This window comes from Bacteroides mediterraneensis, from assembly GCF_025993685.1.
GTDB lineage: Bacteria > Bacteroidota > Bacteroidia > Bacteroidales > Bacteroidaceae > Phocaeicola > Phocaeicola mediterraneensis_A.
The window spans coordinates 848358-867732 of the sequence record NZ_DAJPEN010000001.1; the positions used below are offsets into that span (position 1 = coordinate 848358).

The 19375-nt window shown below is 48.9% G+C and carries 15 protein-coding genes; 7 read left to right on the top strand and 8 right to left on the bottom strand.

The annotated features are described in order from the left end of the window. Complete coding sequence (gene xseB, locus OIM59_RS03310) at positions 1 to 210, top strand: exodeoxyribonuclease VII small subunit (RefSeq protein ID WP_022353962.1); 210 nt, start codon at positions 1 to 3, stop codon at positions 208 to 210. A gap of 205 nt (positions 211 to 415) precedes the next feature. Here the strand turns inward: xseB and OIM59_RS03315 are convergent, their stop codons facing one another. Both OIM59_RS03315 and OIM59_RS03320 read right to left on the bottom strand, forming a co-directional pair. Continuing rightward, positions 416 to 2578, bottom strand: a complete 2163-nt coding sequence (locus tag OIM59_RS03315) for a S46 family peptidase (protein ID WP_303895044.1) — start codon at positions 2576 to 2578, stop codon at positions 416 to 418. After that, positions 2578 to 4749, bottom strand: a complete 2172-nt coding sequence (locus OIM59_RS03320; protein WP_303895046.1) for a S46 family peptidase — start codon at positions 4747 to 4749, stop codon at positions 2578 to 2580. The genes OIM59_RS03315 and OIM59_RS03320 overlap by 1 nt, the downstream gene beginning before the upstream one ends. A 171-nt stretch (positions 4750 to 4920) precedes the next feature. Here OIM59_RS03320 and OIM59_RS03325 point away from each other — a divergent pair, with 171 nt between their 5' ends. Beyond that, a complete protein-coding gene (locus tag OIM59_RS03325; protein WP_299173848.1) occupies positions 4921 to 5616 on the top strand; it encodes a DUF4369 domain-containing protein in 696 nt (231 codons plus the stop codon). Positions 5617 to 5675: 59 nt separating this feature from the next. Here the strand turns inward: OIM59_RS03325 and OIM59_RS03330 are convergent, their stop codons facing one another. From OIM59_RS03330 to OIM59_RS03350, 5 genes are read right to left on the bottom strand one after another with little or no spacing between them, the layout of a single operon-like run. Then, positions 5676 to 6413, bottom strand: coding sequence for a 1-acyl-sn-glycerol-3-phosphate acyltransferase (locus OIM59_RS03330; RefSeq protein ID WP_299173845.1), 738 nt, complete (start codon positions 6411 to 6413; stop codon positions 5676 to 5678). A 33-nt stretch (positions 6414 to 6446) separates the two neighbouring features. Further along, on the bottom strand, positions 6447 to 7598 hold the full coding sequence (locus OIM59_RS03335; RefSeq protein WP_299173844.1) for a metallophosphoesterase: 1152 nt from the start codon (positions 7596 to 7598) through the stop codon (positions 6447 to 6449). Between the two features lie 20 nt (positions 7599 to 7618). Then, a complete protein-coding gene (locus OIM59_RS03340) occupies positions 7619 to 8524 on the bottom strand; it encodes a vitamin B12 dependent-methionine synthase activation domain-containing protein (protein ID WP_148329501.1) in 906 nt (301 codons plus the stop codon). Positions 8525 to 8534: 10 nt separating this feature from the next. Further along, complete coding sequence (locus OIM59_RS03345) at positions 8535 to 9875, bottom strand: dihydroorotase (protein WP_299173840.1); 1341 nt, start codon at positions 9873 to 9875, stop codon at positions 8535 to 8537. Between the two features lie 11 nt (positions 9876 to 9886). Beyond that, on the bottom strand, positions 9887 to 10633 hold the full coding sequence (locus tag OIM59_RS03350; protein WP_072541968.1) for a polyprenol monophosphomannose synthase: 747 nt from the start codon (positions 10631 to 10633) through the stop codon (positions 9887 to 9889). Between the two features lie 348 nt (positions 10634 to 10981). Between OIM59_RS03350 and coaW the strand changes: the two genes are divergently transcribed. Then, positions 10982 to 11821, top strand: coding sequence for a type II pantothenate kinase (gene coaW / locus OIM59_RS03355; protein WP_072541969.1), 840 nt, complete (start codon positions 10982 to 10984; stop codon positions 11819 to 11821). A gap of 338 nt (positions 11822 to 12159) precedes the next feature. Here coaW and OIM59_RS03360 read toward each other — a convergent pair whose 3' ends face one another. Next, on the bottom strand, positions 12160 to 14313 hold the full coding sequence (locus OIM59_RS03360; protein ID WP_299173836.1) for a tetratricopeptide repeat protein: 2154 nt from the start codon (positions 14311 to 14313) through the stop codon (positions 12160 to 12162). A 363-nt stretch (positions 14314 to 14676) separates the two neighbouring features. On the opposite strand from OIM59_RS03360, the gene OIM59_RS03365 reads away from it, so the two are divergent. The 4 genes from OIM59_RS03365 to OIM59_RS03380 are packed head-to-tail and all read left to right on the top strand — an operon-like array spanning position 14677 to position 19293. Beyond that, positions 14677 to 15306 carry a hypothetical protein gene (locus OIM59_RS03365; RefSeq protein ID WP_299173833.1) on the top strand — a complete coding sequence of 210 codons (630 nt, stop codon included), beginning with the start codon at positions 14677 to 14679 and terminating at the stop codon, positions 15304 to 15306. 30 nt (positions 15307 to 15336) lie between these two features. Then, positions 15337 to 15897 carry an RNA polymerase sigma-70 factor gene (locus OIM59_RS03370; RefSeq protein ID WP_299173830.1) on the top strand — a complete coding sequence of 187 codons (561 nt, stop codon included), beginning with the start codon at positions 15337 to 15339 and terminating at the stop codon, positions 15895 to 15897. A gap of 2 nt (positions 15898 to 15899) precedes the next feature. Further along, positions 15900 to 16868 (top strand): FecR family protein, encoded by a 969-nt coding sequence (locus OIM59_RS03375; RefSeq protein WP_299173828.1) that lies wholly within the window; start codon positions 15900 to 15902, stop codon positions 16866 to 16868. Continuing rightward, positions 16858 to 19293, top strand: coding sequence for a TonB-dependent receptor (locus OIM59_RS03380; RefSeq protein WP_299173826.1), 2436 nt, complete (start codon positions 16858 to 16860; stop codon positions 19291 to 19293). The genes OIM59_RS03375 and OIM59_RS03380 overlap by 11 nt, the downstream gene beginning before the upstream one ends. Positions 19294 to 19375: the final 82 nt, after the last annotated feature.

Sequence of the window (19375 nt, forward strand, 5' to 3'; positions counted from 1 at the left end):
ATGGCAGCAAAGAAAGAAACCTATTCAGAGGCCATGAAGCGCCTGGAGGAAATCGTGGCCCGTATTGAAAGCAATGAACTGGACATTGACCAGTTGGGCGAATATTTGCAGGAGGCCCAGAAACTGATAAAGTTCTGTAAGAACAAATTGTATAAAGCCGATGCGGAAATCAAGAAGATTTTGGAGGAAGAAAGCGACGCACAAGCTTGATACCAAAAAGAGGGTGTGTCAAAACTAAAATGACTACTTTTTAAAGTTACAGATTGTAACTATAATATTAAAAGGGTCGTATCAAACTCTGTATTGAGTAATGATACGGCCTTTTCTTTAGTCTTTTAGAATGCTCAAATTTCAAATTATAAGTTCATATTTTCAAAAAATGAGTTTTGACACACCCCCTTTTTGGTGAATCGAATTATCGGATAATGGTCATTTCCTTAAGCAGATGGCCTGCACCCGCAAACTTGTCGATGATGAACAGCGTGTAGCGGATGTCCACGCAGGCAGCCCGTTGCAGCTGAGGGTTGTAGGCGATGTCGCCCGTCAAGCCTTCATAGTTGCGGTCGAAGCCTGTACCGATGAGTTCCCCTTGAGCGTTGAAGACCGGAGAGCCTGAGTTACCGCCCGTGTTGTCGGTAGCAGTGGCAAAGCAGACCGGCATACGTCCGTCGGGCATGGCGTAGGGACCGAAGTCTTTCTTTTCATACAGTTCTTTCAGTTTGGCCGGAACCACAAATTCCGGGTTGTTCGGGTCTTCTTTTTCCATCACCCCTTTCAGGGTCGTATAATACAGGTATTCTTTTCCGTCGGCCGGTTCGTAGGAACCGATTTTGCCGTAAGTCAGACGCAAGGTAGAGTTGGCATCCGGATAGATAGGCTGTCCGTGTGCCTTTTTCAGTTGCAGCATACCTGCCACCCAGGTCTTGTGGGCCGCATTGTAAGCATTGGTCTCTTCCTGCATGGCCTCGCTGGTTGCCTGGTAACCGTCTCGTACGGAAGCGGCGTATTTCACCATCAGGTCGTTCTCCAGTTGGGCTGCATCCGGATTTGCCAGAAAGGCTTCCAGTGCTTCCGGGCTTCTGAAGATAGACTGGTTAAAACAAGCGTCTACAAAGGCATCTGTATTGCCCTGGAAGTCCTTGTCGATGGTCTGGAAAATGTCAATCCGTTGTGCGGCCGGTATCAGACGGGCATACAAGGCAATGAGTTGCTTGGATACCTTGCGGTCGACTTCCGGACTGTAGTCCTTGTTGAAGAACTTCTTCCCGGCTTCTCTCAGGTCGGCCACGGCCTCGTCAATGTCTTCCTGCTTCTGGCTTTCCAGAGCCGCTTTCAATGCTTCCGTATCAGGAACCTTATAGAATTCCGTGCCTAGCATCAAAGCTTCGTAAATAGCCTGCTGGTGGTAGACTGCCTCATGACGCTGTGCTACAATCTGCTGGATAGTTTCGTAGGCTTTCCGGTAGCTGTCGTTGCCGATGGAATCTCCGAAGGCTAGCAGTTGCTGCTGTTCCCGTTTCTTGCGGTCGAGCACCTTCAGACGTACCAGTCCCTCGTTCATGCCGATGGCATTCTTCCAGTAATTGGCCGATGACGCATACTTGGCTGCATATTGGATGCGCGTGTGCGCGTCCTTGGCCATTTCTTCGCCCAACACCCGCAAGCGTACGCCGCGGATGGTGTCGCGCATGAAGTTGGTAGTCTGCATACGTTCTTCCACTTCGTCGCTGATCATGTAGCGCCAGTTGCGTCCCGGAAATCCCATCACGAAAGTAAAGTCACCTTCTTTCACTCCTTTCAGGTTGATGGCGATGTGTTTCTTGACTTTCAAAGGTACGTTGTCCGCACTGTATTCGGCCGGTTTTCCGTCCTTGCTGGCATAGATACGGAAGATAGAGAAATCCCCGCAGTGGCGTGGCCACATCCAGTTGTCGGTGTCTGCCCCGAATTTTCCGATGGAAGAGGGAGGAGCTCCCACCATACGCACGTCCTTGTAGGAGGTCTTGACAAACAGGTAATATTTGTTGGACCCGTAGAACGGTTTCAGTTCCAATGTGGTAAACGCATCGGTACGGATGTGTTCTTTCTTGGCAAACTTTTCGGCCACTCCCGCCAGGAAAGACGGGGAAAGATAATTCGTTCCGTCCGGGTCTTTGGACTTCTTCAGCTGTTTCTGTACGTATTCCGTCACGTCGAGTATCCGGTCGATGAAGGTCACGTTCAGTCCTTCGCAAGGAAGTTCCTGCTCCCGCGTCATGGCCCAGAAGCCGTCGGTCAGGTAGTCATGTTCCACCGAGCTGTGCTGTTGGATATATCCGTATCCACAGTGGTGGTTGGTCAGTACCAGTCCTTCGGAAGAAATGACTTCTCCCGTACATCCTCCTCCAAAGTGTACTACGGCGTCCTTCAGGCTGATATTATCCGGACTGTACACCTTGTCGATGGCAATATCCAACCCCAAATCCTGCATCACAGCTGCATTCTGCTGCTTCAGGTCGGTCAGCATCCACATTCCCTCGTCCGCATGGGCGGCGAGGGTGAATGTGGCAAATAAAGTGAGTAAAAACTTATGTTTCATTATTCTACGATGGTCATTTCGTCAATCAGGTTCTTGCAACCTCCCAGTTTTTCCACGATGAACAGCACGTAGCGGATGTCTACGGCGATACAGCGCTGGAGATTGTTGTCGAAGTTGATGTCGCCGGAAAGTGATTCCCAGTTACCGTCGAAAGCCGCTCCGATCAGTTCCCCGTTGCCGTTCATCACCGGAGAACCTGAGTTACCGCCGGTAATGTCGTTGGTGGTCAGGAAGCAGGTCGGCATTTCGCCGTTCGGCAAGGCATAACGTCCGTAGTTCTTGGTGGCATACAGCTCTTTCAGTTTGGCCGGTACCACGAATTCCGGATTGTTCGGGTCTTCTTTTTCCATCACGCCTTTCAGGGTCGTGTAGTATTTGTAGTGTACACCGTCTTTCGGGTCATAAGATTTCACGTTACCGTAAGTCAGACGGATGGTGAAGTTGGCATCCGGAGCTTTCGGAGTCGGTGCGTACATTTCGCAAAGACCGCGTACATAGGTTTTGTGCAGCAGGTCGATGTCGCCGTTCGCCTTGTCCAGCTTGTCGGCCAGTTCCTTGTATTTCTTGCTGACAGCATTGGCATATTCAGCCGACAAATCGTTCTGGATAGCTTCTGCAGTGGGATTTTCGATGAACGCATTGAAATTCTTTTCGTTGGCAAAGATGCTGTTATCGTAGAGGGCATCTACATACGCATTGTAATCGCCTTTGAAAGTCGTCTTGATGGTCTGATAGAAATCAGGCAGGGCTTCTGCCGGTACTTTTTCGGCATACAGCGGAATCAGGACTTTCGCTACTTTCCGGTCTACTTCGTGGTCATAATCCTTGTTGTGGATATCGGCGTAGGCTTCCTTCAGGGTAGCGATAGCTTTTTCAATGTCTTTTTTCTTGTTCTTTTTCAGTGCGGCAGCCAGATCCTGCAAAGCTTCCATCTTGGAGCTGTGTGTAAATTCGATGCCCCCTCTGAAAGTTTCGGTGAAATACGTCAGCTGGGTACGGAGCGGAGTCACACGTTTTACGTACTCATCGATTTTGCCGACTACTGCTGCATAGTCCTCATTCTGTTTTTCTTTGGCAAAAGCGGCGAATTTTGCTTCCTGTTCAGCCTTTGCTTCCAACACGTGGTTGTCTACGATGGCCTTGTTCATTCCGATGGAGTTTTTCCAGTAGTTGCTGGAACCGGCAAACTTGCTGGCATACTGGATACGGACCTTGTCGCTGGCTGCCATTTCCTTGCGGAGGATATCCTGGCGGGCTTCACGCACCGTGATACGCGGAATGTTGGTACCTTCCATGCGCAGACGTACCTCACTTTCAGTCAGGTAACGGCTGGTGCTTCCGGGGAATCCCATGATCATGGCATAGTCGCCTTCCTGCAGTCCCTTCAACGAAATCGTCAGGTGTTTCTTGACCTTCAAAGGTACATTGTCCTTGCTGTATGCAGCCGGATTTCCGTCTTTGTCGGCGTAGATACGGAACATGGAGAAGTCGCCGGTGTGACGCGGCCACATCCAGTTGTCGGTTTCTCCACCGAACTTACCGATAGATGAAGGGGGAGCAGCTACCATACGGACGTCGCTGTAAGTCTTGATGAAGAACAGGTAGAATTTGTTTCCTGCATAGAAAGGAAGAGCCAGTGTAGAGATACCGGGTTTCCCTTTCAGGTCACTTTTTTTCAGCCCTTCATCTGCCAGTTTCTTGAGGTATTTGCTTCCGAAAGATTCCGTTTCGCTGACCTTTCCTTTTTGGATGTCCTCGTTTACCTTATCGGTTACATCTACGATGCGGTCCACAAACTTGAAGGTTAATCCCGGAGTCGGCAGTTCTTCCTGATAGCTCTTTGCCCAGAATCCGTCGGTCAGGTAATCATGTTCCACGGAACTATGCTGTTGGATGGCATCGTAGCCACAGTGATGGTTGGTCAGAATCAGTCCGTTGGGAGAAATGATTTCGCCTGTGCATCCACGTCCGAAAATTCCCACTGCATCCTTCAAGGTAATCTGGTCTGGGTTGTAGATAGCCGCGATATCCATTTTCAAGCCTTGCGCTTTCATTCGGTCGGCAAGGTTCTGCTCCTGCATGAGTTGGAGCAACCACATCCCTTCATCGGCTTTAGCCGGAGAGAAGACGGCACAAATAAGTGCGAGTGCGAGTACTTTAATTTTTTTCATATTATGATGATTGTTAATTCAAGAGCACAAAAATAGCAAAAAAACGCACATCATTTTCATGTGGCTGAATGAAAAGGTAATAAACCACTATCTTAGTATAAATTTTGATAATTTATTTCGGCTCATCCTTGAAAGATTATACCTTTGCGCTCAAATTTAAAAGGTTTCAGCATGTATAAACTTTATTTTTTTCTGTTGTGTGCAATGCTTTGCACCTCTTGCAGTAAGAAATATAAGATAGAAGGTACTTCATCTGTTTCAATGTTGGACGGCAAGATGCTTTTCATAAAAATCCCGGTGGGTGATAGATTGGTCAACATTGACTCGGCTGAAGTGATTCATGGCTTATTCGAGATGCAGGGAAAAGTGGATTCTACGGTACTGGCCTCTTTGTATATGGATGATGACTGCATTATGCCCTTGGTGATAGAACCCGGACATATTGCCATACAGATTGACAATGCGGGGATTACGATTAAGGGGACTCCACTGAATGATTGTTTCAACGACTTCGTGATGCAGAAAAATTCGCTCGACGATCGTGCCTACGAGGTGGAACATGAAGAAAGCCGTATGATTATGGACGGAAAAGACTTGCAGACCGTTCATGAGGAAATCCAGAAAAAACGAGACCAGCTGTCGGAAGAGATGAACCAGTTGGCAAAGACTTTCATCCAGGACAATTATGAGAATGTGCTGGGTCCGGGTGTCTTTCTGATGCTGGGCAACAGTCTGCCTTATCCGTTTTTGACACCGCTTATGCAAGAGATTATAGACGGGGCTCCCGACTCTTTCAAGAATAATTACATGGTACAAGAGTATGTGTCGGTGGCGCGTGAGAATATGTCGCATGCCCCTCTTCATTAAAAAAACAATCGGGTAGAAAGAGATTCCCTTGCAACCCGATTGTTTTTCTTTTTTCTTATTTATTTCTTTCCTTTGTATTTTTCCGGTAAATCTTTTTCAATGGCCTGATAGGACTCTTCCATCAGCACGGTCAGGTTTTCCTGTCCTTTTCCCTGTGGGTAAATAGGTTCATGGATGGTCAGTTTCAGCGGATGCCACGAGAGCAGTTTGCCTGTGCGGGGCAGCACGTCGAACGAACCGCTGATGGTCATGGGTACTACGGGCATCTGCAGCTGGTCGGCGATAAGGAAAGCGCCTTTCTTGAACTCGTTCATGTGTCCCGTGAAAGTTCTTCTTCCTTCCGGAAATACTACGAGCGAAGTACCTCCCTGCAAGATTTTCTCAGCCCGTTTGATGGTTTCGTACACTTTTCGCGGACTGGATTTGTCGACGAAGATGAATCCGGCCGATTCACAAGCTTTTCCTACAAAAGGAATGTTGCGCAAACTTTTTTTCATCATCCACTTGAAGTTCCGGCCCAGAAATCCGTAGATGAGGAAAATATCGAAGGCCCCTTGGTGGTTGGCTACAAAAACGTACGAGGTCTTGTGGTCTATATGCTGATGCCCTTCCACCTTCACCGGGAGCAAAAACAGAAAACAGGTAAGCTGCGACCAGATTTTACCGGGATAATATCCCCAGAAATGGCCGTTGCCGAGCCAGCATCCCAACATGGTGGTCAGTGCGGTCAGAATGGTTAGTACAAGAAAAATGGGTAGTCCGATACAGATTTGATAAATGATGTATAAGAATCTCATAATTTGATGTGGTTATTTTGAGGGTTAGTTGAATTATTCTTTCTTTAAAGTAATGGCCGTAATCTCCGGCCAGGCTCCCAGCCGCATGGGAAAGAGCACATAGCCCAGTCCGATGTTGACATATAAGCCACGATTGCCTTCCAGATACAATCCCCGGTGTTCCGGATAGATGAACCGGGAGACCGAAAAACCGAACAGACTGATTTGCATGTCGTGGGTGTGTCCCGACAAGGTCAGCTGTACGGATGTGTCCGGAAGCACTTTTCTCCGCCAGTGGGTAGGGTCGTGGCTGAGCAGCACCGTGAACATGCCGTCGGTTCCTTTCAGGGCCTTGGACAAATCTCCCCGGTCGGGGAAGGGAGGCTTTCCGCTGTTTTCCACTCCCGCCAGGGCAAGTGAGTCCTTACCTTTATATATTATATGCGAATCGTTCAGCAGCATTTTCCAGCCCATGCGGTTCTCGCGGGCAATCAGACTGTCTACATTGGCCAGACGGGCATGCTCGTTTTCCCACTTCACGTAGGTGCCGTAATCGTGGTTCCCTAACACGGCATACACGCCGTCGGGCGCTTTCAGTTGGGAGAATATCGGCATGAATTCCACCAGCTCGTCGGCCCGGCTGTTGACCAGGTCGCCGGTAAATACGGCCAGGTCGGCTTTTTGTTGGTTGCAGAGGGCAATGGCTTTCCGAAGCGCTTCCCCATTGCCTTTCCAGCTTCCGGAATGAATGTCCGACAGCTGCAGGATGCGGTATCCGTCGAAAGCGTCCGGTAGGTCGGGCGAACAGAAAGTCACCTCTTTCACCTGAAAATATTCCTTGCCTTTGAGGGCACCGAACAGGATGTATCCGAAAACGAGTACGGCTGGAATCAAGGAGATTTTCCCATGGGGAACAGGCCGGCGGATGAGTTTCTGGAGCAGTCTCAGCAAGATGCTGGTCAGCATGAAGAGGGTCTTCGGAATGGTGACACACAAGGCCACAATCAGGTACGTTCCGAAATACTCATGCAATTGGTCGTGCCCGATAAGGAATACTACCAGAATCAAGAGCAGCACGAGGGTCGGCCACCAGAATCTCTGCTTCCATTTTTTATTGTGCCAGTGCGACAGATAGGTCTTGCAGATATACCAGTCGGGCAAGAGGAACAAGGCCAGAAACAGAAGTGATACTCTTAATAGAATCATATTGGCAGGTTTAAATGGGGTTAGGATTGTAAGTTGGCAGTCAGGTATTTGCGTAACACGTCGGGCTCCATTTGCCGTCGGACAGCATAATCCATGAGCTGTTCTTCATCGATTTTTCCCACGGCAAAATAGCGGGAAGCCGGATGCGCGAACATCAGTCCGCATACCGACGCATGCGGCTGCATCATCCCGTTCTCGGTGAGGCGGATGCCGATGCGTTTCATGTCGATGAGGCGGTCGAGCAGGAAGCTGACTGAAATATCCGGCAGGGAGGGATAGCCTACTGCAGGACGGATACCCTGATAATCTTCGTTTAGAAGCTGCTTCATGGTGAGATGCTCGTCTTTGGCATATCCCCAAACCTCCTTGCGCACGGTTTCGTGTATCTTTTCGGCAGCTGCTTCTGCCAGGCGTTCTCCCAGCGTCTTGATGAGCAGGGCCTGGTAATCGTCGTGCAGGAACTCTTCTTCCATGGCCGGGTCGATGGTGGTGGCAAATCCTCCCACCGTATCCTTGATGCCCGATGAAAGCGGGCGCACAAAGTCACTCAGGCAAAGAAACGGGTCATCGGGACGTACACGGGTCTGCTGGCGAAGCAAGGGGAACGACATCCCCTCCAAAATCAGGTTGTCTCCGTCGGCATTGGCCTCCATAAGTCGGTAGATGGCATAAACGCCGTATTTTCCGTCAATGTGGTTGAGCATGCGTACAGCTTCCTTATGCAATTGCATGGCTTCGGCAGCCTTGGCACGGTCGGTTTCCGGGAAAGAAGCCAGCCAGCCGGCCCGGCAGGCATCACAGCCATGAATGTCGGCAATGGTGGCGAAACGAGGCTGGAATCCCCACGCATGGAAGAAGTAAATCCAGTTGATGTATTCAGCCAGGTCGTGTATGTCGTAACGGACGGTGGTGATGTCTGTTTTCATGCGGTTTCTTTTATCGTTCAAATTTCAGGGCTTGTCCGCGGTGAGCCTTGTCTACCTTTCCATTCTCATAAACTACCTCTCCGTTAACAAAGGTTTTCTCTACTTTCCCGTGGAACGTACGTCCTTCCATCGGGCTCCAGCCACACTTGCTTTCAATGCAGTCGGTAGTGACGGTCCATTCCTTATGAGGATTCAGCAGCACCAGGTCGGCCTGGTATCCCGGTCGGATGAAACCTCTCCGGCTGATTTGGAAGAGCTGGGCAGGCGCGTGACACATTTTCTGTACCAGTTGTTCTATCGAAAGCAATCCTTCGTGCACCAGTTCATAGATGCTCACCAGTGAGAACTGCAGGGTAGGCATGCCGGATACCGCCTTCAGCGCACCGCCTTGTTTCTCCGACAGCAGGTGAGGGGCGTGGTCGGTGGCAATCACGTCAATCAGGTTCGTAGTCAGTGCCTTTCTCAGGGCATCGCGGTCGGCTTTCGTCTTGATGCTGGGGTTGCATTTGATGCGGGCTCCCAAGCGGGCATAGTCCTCGTCGCAGAACATCAGGTGTGACACACAGGCTTCCGCCGTGATTTTCTTTTCAGTCAGCGGACGGTCTTCCAGCAGGCCCAGTTCGCGTGCCGTGCTGATGTGCAGAATGTGCAGGCGGGCTCCGGTTTCCTTGGCCAAGGCTACGGCCAGTGAGGAAGAACGGTAGCAAGCCTCCTCATCCCTTATCAGCGGGTGGAAAGAAATGTCGAGGTCCTCTCCATATTCTTGTTTATAGCGTTCGGTATTCTGACGGATGGTATTCTGGTCCTCACAATGCGTGGCAATCAGCATACCCGTTTCCGAAAATATCTTTTTCAGTGCCTCCATGCGGTCTACCAGCATGTTGCCGGTACTGGCTCCCATGAAAAGCTTCACGCCGCATACCCGGGTCTTGTCCAGTTCCTTCAGCAAGTGGGTGTTGTTGTTTGTGGCGCCAAAGTAGAACGAATAGTTCACGATGCATTTGGTGGCGGCATCCTGGAATTTGTTGTCCAGTGCTTCCAAGGTAGTGGTCTGCGGGTTGCAGTTCGGCATATCCATGAAAGAAGTGACTCCACCTGCCGCAGCCGCAGCCGTTTCGGTGGCCATATCCGCCTTCTGCGTCAGTCCCGGATCGCGGAAATGTACATGGTCGTCTATCACTCCCGGCAGCAGGAAGCATCCTTGTGCGTCAATCTGTTCGTCACATTCGGCTGCGGGTTTCCCTTCTCCTTCGATAATCTCCTGGATTTTCCCTCCTTCAATAACCACGGAACCGGCAAACCGGCGTCCTTCGTTTACAATGATTGCATGATGTATCCACGTACGTTTCATAAACACTTTTTTCAATTAGAATTCTTGGGGTATTTCTTGAACCAGCTGTCCCATTTCAGCTGGATGACGCCGAACACGGCCTCTCCGAAAATGCTGCTGTTCATCTTGGAAGTACCCAGCTCGCGGTTGATGAAGATGACAGGTACTTCGGTGATGTGGAAGCCGCATTTGTAGGCCGTGAATTTCATTTCAATCTGGAAGGCATAGCCTTTGAAGCGGATACGGTCCAGGTGAATGGTTTCAAGCACTTTGCGGCGGTAGCAGACAAAGCCGGCAGTGGTGTCGTGAATGGGCAGGCCGGTGATGAACCGCACGTATTTGGAGGCGAAGTACGACATCAGGACTCTTCCCATCGGCCAGTTGACCACATTGACTCCGCTCACGTAGCGTGAACCGATGGATACATCGGCCCCGTCGTCGTGGCAGGCCTTGTAGAGCCGGGGCAGGTCGTTGGGGTTATGGCTGAAGTCGGCATCCATCTCGAACACATAGTCGTATCCGTGTTCGATAGACCATTTGAAGCCGGTGATATAAGCGGTTCCCAGTCCGAGCTTGCCTTTCCGTTCAATCATGAACAGGCGTTCGGGAAATTCTTTTTGCAGCCGGCGAACGATGTCGGCCGTACCGTCGGGAGAATTGTCTTCGATGACCAGAATGTGGAAACATTTTTCCAGTCCGAATACTGCCCGGATGATATTTTCGATATTTTCCTTCTCATTGTAAGTAGGAATTATCACAATACTGTCACTTGTCTGCATGGTGTTTCTATTATGTCGTGCAAATATACATATAAAATATGGATTCCTTTTCGAGTGCTTTATTTTTCTTCGGAAAAACGCAAGTGCGTTTGCCCTCAAGCGCAAGTGCGTTTCAAGTAAAACGTAAGTGCGTTTCAGGTAAAACGCAAGTACGTTTTGACTCAAACGCAAGTGCGTTTTTTTTGCCTTCGCCAAAGACCTGGAAAATGGCCTTCTGAGGTGCTCCAGAGGGGGTGGTTGTGCTTCCTTCTAAATTTTTTTGAAAAAAAGAAGGTGACGTACCTGCTTTCACAAAAAAAGTTTGTAGACTTGCGCCCGTATTGTAAAATAAGATTTGAAACTGAAGTTATGATTATAGGTATAGATGTGGGAGGAAGCACCACCAAGATTGTAGGCATGGAAGACGGACGCATCCGTCATCCGATGTTTGTGACGGCCACCGACCCTGTGACTTCGTTGTTCGGGGCTTTTGGCAAGTATATATACGACCATTCCATTCAGCTCTCGGAGGTGGAACAGGTGATGCTGACCGGAGTGGGCAGTTCCTATATACAGCAGCCCTTGTACGGTTTGCCCACCGCCCGGACGGACGAGTTCATTGCCAACGGATTGAGTGCGCAGTATGCCACGGGACTGGACAAACTGATGGTGGTGAGCATGGGTACGGGCACCTCCTTTGTGCGTGTGGAGAATGAGGAAATTCGTCACATAGGCGGCATCGGTATCGGAGGCGGTACCTTGATGGGCTTGTCGCGCCTGTTGCTGCATACGCAGGACATTCTGTGGGTATCAGAACTGGCGGAGAAAGGCGATTTGCGGAACGTGGACTTGCAGATTCAGGATATTTGCCGGACTTCCCTGCCCGGCCTTCCTTTGGATGCGACGGCTTCGTTGCTGGGTAAACTGGATAACAATGCGGCTCCCGAGGATGTGGCTTTGGGCCTGATGCACATGGTCTTGCAGTCCATCGGGCAGGCCGCCGTGCTGTCGGCTCTGGAGATGGGTATCCGCGATTTCGTGCTGATAGGCAACCTGACGCAGCTTCCCCAGTGTCGTCCGGTGTTTGAAACCATCGGGCAGATGTATGACGTACGTTTCATCATTCCGGAGAATGCGGAGTATCAGACAGCCATAGGTGCGGCCTTGGCTTATATCAAAAAAATAGAAACCAGTCTGGTAAGGGAGTGAACCTTATCGGACTGGTTTCAGTCTTAGCTTAAAAACGGTTGAAAATTCTCCTTCCATTCCTGAATGCTTACAACAAAATAATGTTTGAAGCTTACTTGTTTTTTTATTTTTATCTCTAAATATGGTCCTTATCAGATTAAAAATAGCTACAGTAAAAGCATAAAACAAACAAGGCTTGATGATACTTTTTGTTGAAGTTTCTGTAAACATATAGTACATTGACATCATTCCGAATAATAGAAAAAAGTCCTTAAAAAAAGTGATGTATATCTATAAATTTTTTCAATCATACTAATTGATAAATAGGTAGTGTAAAATGAACTGTGTCAGGATTAGTCTTATTTTCGCAGAATATCCGCAATCAGGTAAATCTGGCTTTCCGTCACCTTTTGTGATTCCAAGGCCGCTTTGTCGGCCAGGAACAAGGCGATGAAGTCCTCTCCCGATTCGCATCCGGCCTGTGCCTTCCGGTAATGGGACAGGGCCTGAGAGATGTTTCCCATGGCCAGATAGACGTGCCCGGAGTTCAGCCAGTCGTTCACCTGAGGGCTTTCCAGCGCAAGCAGTTTTTCGTATATCCGGAGTGCATCATCGTATTTCCCGGACATAAAGTAGCACCAGCCGATGGCCCGCCGTGCTTTCTCCGGATGCGTCTCCAGAAACTCCACTTTATAGAATAGTTTGATAGCTTCCGGATAGTTCTTGAGGGCTGCAAGGCATTGTCCCGTCTGCATCAGAAGGTGCAGATTGTCAGGGTCAGCTTCCAGGACTTTCCGGTAGAAGGTGACAGCCATGGCATAATCTCCCGATTGTTTGTAGCATTGTGCCAGTTGCTTGAGTGTCCATAAATGGTTGGATTTTAAGGCATCTGCCTGCAGATAGGCCCGGATGGCCTTCTCATAATCCTTGTTTTTCTGGTAAGCGAAGCCTAGTTTCTGCCAGGTCTCGGCATTGGCCGGGTCTTTTTCAGCCAAGGTTTCATAAAGATTGGCCGCTTCCGTCATATAGCCTTTGGAGAAGAGGTAACCCGCAATCTGGCCATGATATTCTCCTTTCAGGAGCAAGGGGCGCAACAGGTCATTGTTCCAGAAATCCAGTTTGTCTTTGAAAATGTCGTGCATCTCCTGTCTGAACCGCCACAGCTTGTAGAACCGGTACAGGTTGTGGATATACTGCCGTTGGACGGCGTTGAGTTTCTGTTCTTCCAGGTTTTCGTTCAGATTTAGGTCGTTGGGTATCAGGTCTTCTCCGTTCAGCTTGGAACGCATGAAGGTCTGCTGGTCGTGAGGCAGCGACTGCATGGCCAGGCAGAAGGAATATTTGTCGGAATCGCAGAACGCCGGGGAGCTGATCATCAGTCCGAGCAAGGATTTCTCGTTGAACGTCTTTCCCTTATAGATTCTGTACAGGTCGGGCACTTTCAAGCTGAACAGATAGAACCAATGGGCCGCTTCCTGGAAAAAGGAGAATGTTTTCAGCTGGGAGAAAGCAGTCATATACGTATCGGCGCCTTCCATCTGTAACTCGCCCAATTCGCGCATTTGATTGTTCATCTGTTCGATGTCTTTCTGCCATTCCGGATTGAGGTCCTCGATATCCTCTATTTCGATGGCTTTCAGTTCCGGATTGCGTAATTGGGGGTTGCGCATCATTTGGGGAATGATTTCTTCCCTCATTTTCTTGTCAATCTTTTCCGTTTCGCGCGAAAGAAGGAAAATGATTTGGATGTCGTGCAGCTGTTTCAGGAGAGACGGGTTATCTTCCATCAGCTTCAATGCGGACACCAGTTCCGGATACAGGCGGATGCGGTCCGACTGGAAATAAGTGGCAAGCGCGATGCCTGCCAGTGCCCGTTGGCTGACAGCGGATTCGCTGCCCTGCTGATAGGCGAAAAGCAGCCAGAGGAATTTCCGCTGGTCGAAAAGCTGCAGCAGGCTCAGGGTTACGGCGCTGGTCATCACCGCCTTGTCGTTGGTTGCCATGGAAGAGCTGAGGAACAGTTCGCGGGCTTCCTGGAAGTCTTCTTCACCCCATTGTGTGGAAACCCATATCTTGTTGAACAGTTCGTCGATGGCATTCTGGTGGAGGGTGTAGTTTTGAAGGGCCTGCTCCTCTTCCTCTGGTGTCTGGGGGGAAGGTTGTTTGGCTGCTTCCAGCATGAAGCCGATTTCCTTGAAGGTGTGCGGTGGTGTCTGTGCGAATTTCCTGAATTTATCCGCAAAATAGCCGTAGGCCTTTTCCTGGTCTTTCAGGAAATACGTTTTGTCGGCCAGCTCATATCCCTTGCATAGCAGCTGGTTGTAGATGGTTTCGCGTTGGGGGTCCTGTGTCCCCATTTCCGTATATTGAAGCATATAGTGATAAGTCGTCTGTTGGGTCTCAATCTGCGACTTCAGCTCCCAGTTATTCAGCGTGTTTGCAGCCTCTTTAATCTTGGAGAAAGCTTCCTTGAGTCTTTTCTCGTGTAAGAGTTGAATGATTTCTTTGTGCATGATATTTGTTCAGAAGTATAAAAATAATGGAGAGGATTCTTTTTCCACCCCCTTCCTTGGGAGACAAAAGTAATAATTATTTCTTACTTTTCCGATTTTGGTGTTTGTATAAAAGAAAAAATAACGCTTTATGGGGAAATTGTTTTCTTCTCATTCAGAGGTGATTATGTGATTCTTGTAGGTTTTCCCCAGAAAAAGTTGAATTTTTTTCTGTTGGCGGATAGGGGTTTTCCCGGTAAGTTGCGTTATGAAGACGAAATCACCTAGCTAAGTGAAACAACAGAGAAACTAAACGCAAGACTGTTCATCGATAGAAATTGAATAAGAATTGCATAATTTTTAATGATTAAAAAACTAGAACTTATGAAATTTAAATTTATTGCATTATCTTTGTGTATGTTGGCAAGTGCGAACCTGGTAAAAGGACAAGAACATAGTAAGAATTTCACTCCTTCTGAAAATCGCCATGACATCCGTCTTTCGGTGAGTGACGGTTTGACTCAGGGAACGGTCGACGTGTTGGGTATGGGACTGCTGGATGCGGTGACAGGCAGCAAGCGTACAGACGAAAATTACAGTCTGGTGTACGGTTTGGGTTATCGTTATTCCTTCGGACGTTTTAAGGTAGGTGCCGATTTGGGATTCTCTAAATCAAACAGCAAACTCACCTTGGCGGGAGAAAATACTCCTTCTCTGAAAGAAAGCAACCTGAATTTCCTGGTACTCCCGGCTGCGGAATTTGTGTACTACAAAAGAGGATTAGTGGAATTGTATGGAACGGCTGCTGCCGGTGTGAACTTGAGCCGTCACAAGGAGAGCGCATTGACCGATGCCGGAAAAAAGGCGATGCAAAAAGCTGATTTGAGCACTTCTTTTGCTTATCAGGTAAATCCGATTGCTTTGCGAGTGGGTAATGACCGGGTAGGAGGTTTTGTGGAAGCCGGATTGGGACACAAAGGTTTTGTGACGGCAGGCGTTAGCTTGAAGTTTTAACTAAATTCGAATATTGACTGAATCACGAGAATGAAAGCCAATAGAAAGGACATATTCAAATCCCGCTTTCAGGAACATTATTCAAGGCTATGCCATATAGCCTATGGATATGTTTCTGACGCGGACGATGCGGAAGACATCGTGCAGGAACTCTTTATCAGTGTATGGAACAAGCAACTTGATGCCATGCCGGAAAAAGAGTTTGCTGCCTACTTGACTACTTCCGTAAAAAACAGTTGTATTTCCTTTCTTCGGAAGCGGCGGGAAGACACGGTGTCGATAGAGGATCATCCGGCTTCTGCCAGCTGTCTGCCGGATGAAATGTCAGAGGAAGGAGCACGTTCTCCTGAGGACCTGCTGCAGGCGGCTTTGGCCACGTTGCCTCCCAAATGCAAGGAGATTTTTTTATTGGCCAAGCTTCAGGGCTTGAAGTATCGTGAAATTGCCGGAAAACTGGCTTTGTCGGAGAAAACCGTGGAGAATCAGATGACAAAGGCCATCAAGTTGCTGCGTGTCTATGTGGCTGAACATGGTTTTCTGCTGGTGACGGTCATTGTTTCCATTTTGTCCATGATTATAAACCGTAAATGAGTATGAACAAGAATGAAGATATAAATGAATTGCTGGCCCGTTATTTTGCACATGAGCCGTTGACTCTTGTTCAGCAACGTGCACTGGATGAGTGGATTTCGGCGAATGGTCAGGAATTTGAACGAATGCGAAAGCTGATGGAGACACCGGTAAGGGTTTCGAAAGAGATTCACTTTGATGCCGAAAAGGCCTGGCAGAAAATCGAACCTCGGTTACAGGAACGTCCGAAGACGGTCGCTTTCCGGCGGAAGATGACTTTTATCTGGTCTGCCGCGGCCTCTCTGCTACTGTTATTGGGAATTGGAGCGTTCTATCTTTTCCGTACAGGTACGGAAGAACAGCTCATCCGTTATGCGAATACAGGCACGAAGGAACAACGGGTGCTTTTGCCCGACAGCTCGGAAGTGATTCTGTATCCGAATGCTACACTGGCCTATTCTTTTTCCGGTAAGGAGGAAGGGCGGCATGCCCGATTGCGAGGTAAGGCTTTTTTCCAGGTGAAGAAGATGCACGGGATACCTTTTCAGGTAGAAACCGCTTTATTGAATGTGGAAGTGCTGGGAACTTCGTTTCTGGTGGATGTAACACGGCAGGAAAAGGCGGGCGTTTATGTCAAGACCGGTAAAGTGCGGGTGGAGGCTTCCAGTCAGGAAGTGGTCATTGAAGCCAACGAGAAGGCGGAGTTGAAGGACGGGGCCTTGCAGGCTGACACGATTTCACGTCCGCAGGATGTGTTTGGCGGAGAGCAACAGGTGTTGGTCTTTGAGCGGACACCGGTGACGGAGGTGGTAAGCGTCATAGCCGAAAAGACAGGAATGCGAATCGATTTGGAAAAAGGGCTGGAGAAGAACCTGATAACCACCCGAATCAGTCTGTCGGAACCGGACATTGCCAGCGAGCTGGCTTTTCTTTGTGGGTGCAAATGTGAGACGTTGGTAGAAGGAAAACATTACAGGCTTTATGAAAAATAGATGGCTGTTTCTCTTGTTATGGATGATGAGTGGTTTCGGATTCCAGCAAGTGAACGGACAGGAAGTCAAATCAGCGCATACGGTAGCGGAAGAGTGGATTCAAGTTCCTGGCTCTTCCGCTACCGTGTCGCAGTGGTTTGGCTGGATAGAAAAGTATACAGGTATCGTGCTGTCGTATAATGCGGCACAGATAGAAATGGATAAAGTCTGCCGGATAGAACGGAGTGAGAAGATGACCGTAAGGGAGCTGTTGGATAAGATTCTGGCAGGTTATCAGGTAAAGACGGCTTTTGTACCTCCCCGGAAGCTGGTGATTCAGGCACGCCGGATGGAAAACTATTATGTCGGCGGTACCGTGTGTGAGGAGGAAAGCGAGGAACGGTTGTATGGGGCGGTAGTGACATTGGAAGACGGGCGTGGAAAGCAATGGCATACCATCTCGAACGAAAATGGGATGTTCCGTCTGTATGTGCCGGAAGGGCTGTATGTCTTGAAGACTTCCTATATGGGTTACACTCCGCAGACCCGTGCCATCCGGGTGGAAAAAGACTGCTTTGTCCGTACTTATCTGAAGCCGTTGCTTTTTGAAATAGAGGAAGTGACGGTAGAGTCCGGTAAGCGGGAAAGTGAGCTGAATGGACTGACGCCTTCTAATTTGCTTTCGTTTAACGGGAACGATTTGTTTTCTCAGATTTGGATTCTGCCGGGGGTGACTTCCTCGTTGGCAGGGCATAATTTTATGGTAGATGGCGGAGGATACGATGAGAATCAGTTGTTGCTGGACGGGGTACCTGTCTTCCATCCGGGTCATTTCAATTCCCTGTTGCCGGTCTTCAACGGTGATGCGGTGAAAAACATGGTGTTCTATAAAGGTTTTTTCCCTACCAGGCTGGAAGGGAAAATTTCGTCCGTGACGGAAGTGAACCTGAAAGAGGGAAACAAAGATGAGCATGTGCGTACGCTTACGCTGGATATGCCGGCTGCTTCGGTTACGCTGGAGGGACCGATTATCAAGAAGAAACTCTCGTATATGGTGAGTGCGCGGCGCAGCTGGCTGGATTTTTTCGATGGACTGTTGTCGGAAGAAAACCGCTTGAACCACTCCATGTATGATTATAATGCGAAATTGTCTTATAGCCTTTCTCCCGTCAGTACGTTGAATGTGCTGGCTTACGGTGCACGGGATGACTATCGTTTGCCGATTAAGGAGAACGGCGAGAATGCTTCTGTGCTACGCTGGGACAATCAGGTTTACCAACTGTCTTATACTACTCAAAAAGGCAGTCTGGGGAATACGACTTCCGTATTCTATTCCGCTCATAACAACCGGGCGTATATGGGGGAAATGGGCTATGATGGCGAAAGCTATGTGCATAGTGGCATTAAGTCGCTGAATGCGGCGACAGACTTCAGTTATGCGTATGAGAATCTGTATCATGCCCGTTGGGGAGTGAAATATACGTATGAAATTTACGATTTGGCCTCGCAAGGAGAAGAAGTGACGGTACGTCATGAACCCGTGAGTCAGGTCTCCTTGTATTATGACAATTTGTTGCGCATCTCGCCTGAGCTCTCTGTGCAGGTAGGTGTGCATGGAGTGGGGTATTACCCGCAGCACAGCCGTTCGTACTATAGCATCCAGCCCCGTTTCTCACTGAAATATTTCCCTTCAGAGAAAAATCTGCTGTATGTGAATTTTTCAAAGATGGAGCAGTTTTATCATTTCCTTCGTTTTGATAGCTTTTTGTTGCCTACGGATTTCAGGATGCCCAGCATTGACGGGTTCAAGCCCCGTTCTTCCGAGCATTATGAAGCCGGATGGAAGCATTTTCTGAAAGACGGACAGCTGGAGTTTTCCACCTACTACAAGACGAGGAGGAATGTGTTGGCCTTGCGGCCGGACACGTGGCTTGAAGATGGTTCGTGGCAACAGTGTCTGATGGCAGGAAGGGGAGACAGTTATGGGGTAAAAGGGTATTACTACCAGCAATGGAAACGCTGGACTTGGCAGCTTTCGTATGCGTATTCCCGGAGCCGGGAATGGTTTGGTGAGATGCCGGAAAGAGGAAAGATGCCCTCCTTGTACGATATACCTCATCAGTTGGCCGGAGCCGTTTCCTACCAGCTGACGAAGCGCTCCTCATTTTCCGTAGGGGGAACGTTGCGTTCGGGAAAGGTCATGCAGCTGGATGAAGATTTTGAGCTGTTGCCTGCCGAGGATTTCCGGAAAAGGCGCGAACCGCTCAACTATCGGGTGGATGTGGGGTATTCTTATCGGAAATCCTTGGGCGAAAAACTGCTCTTACTTCGCTTGGGAGTCTATAATCTGGTGGGCAATCCTTCGGAAGAAGACATTCTGAATTTTTATTCGGTGCATTGGCATAGTAATTGTCTGCCATACGGAAGCATCAGTTTTAAATTCTGAACGGTGACTCTTGTTCCATTCTTTGTCTTTTTGTGTGCATATTCAAACGATATTTGCTATTTTTGCACCATCTATAGATGGA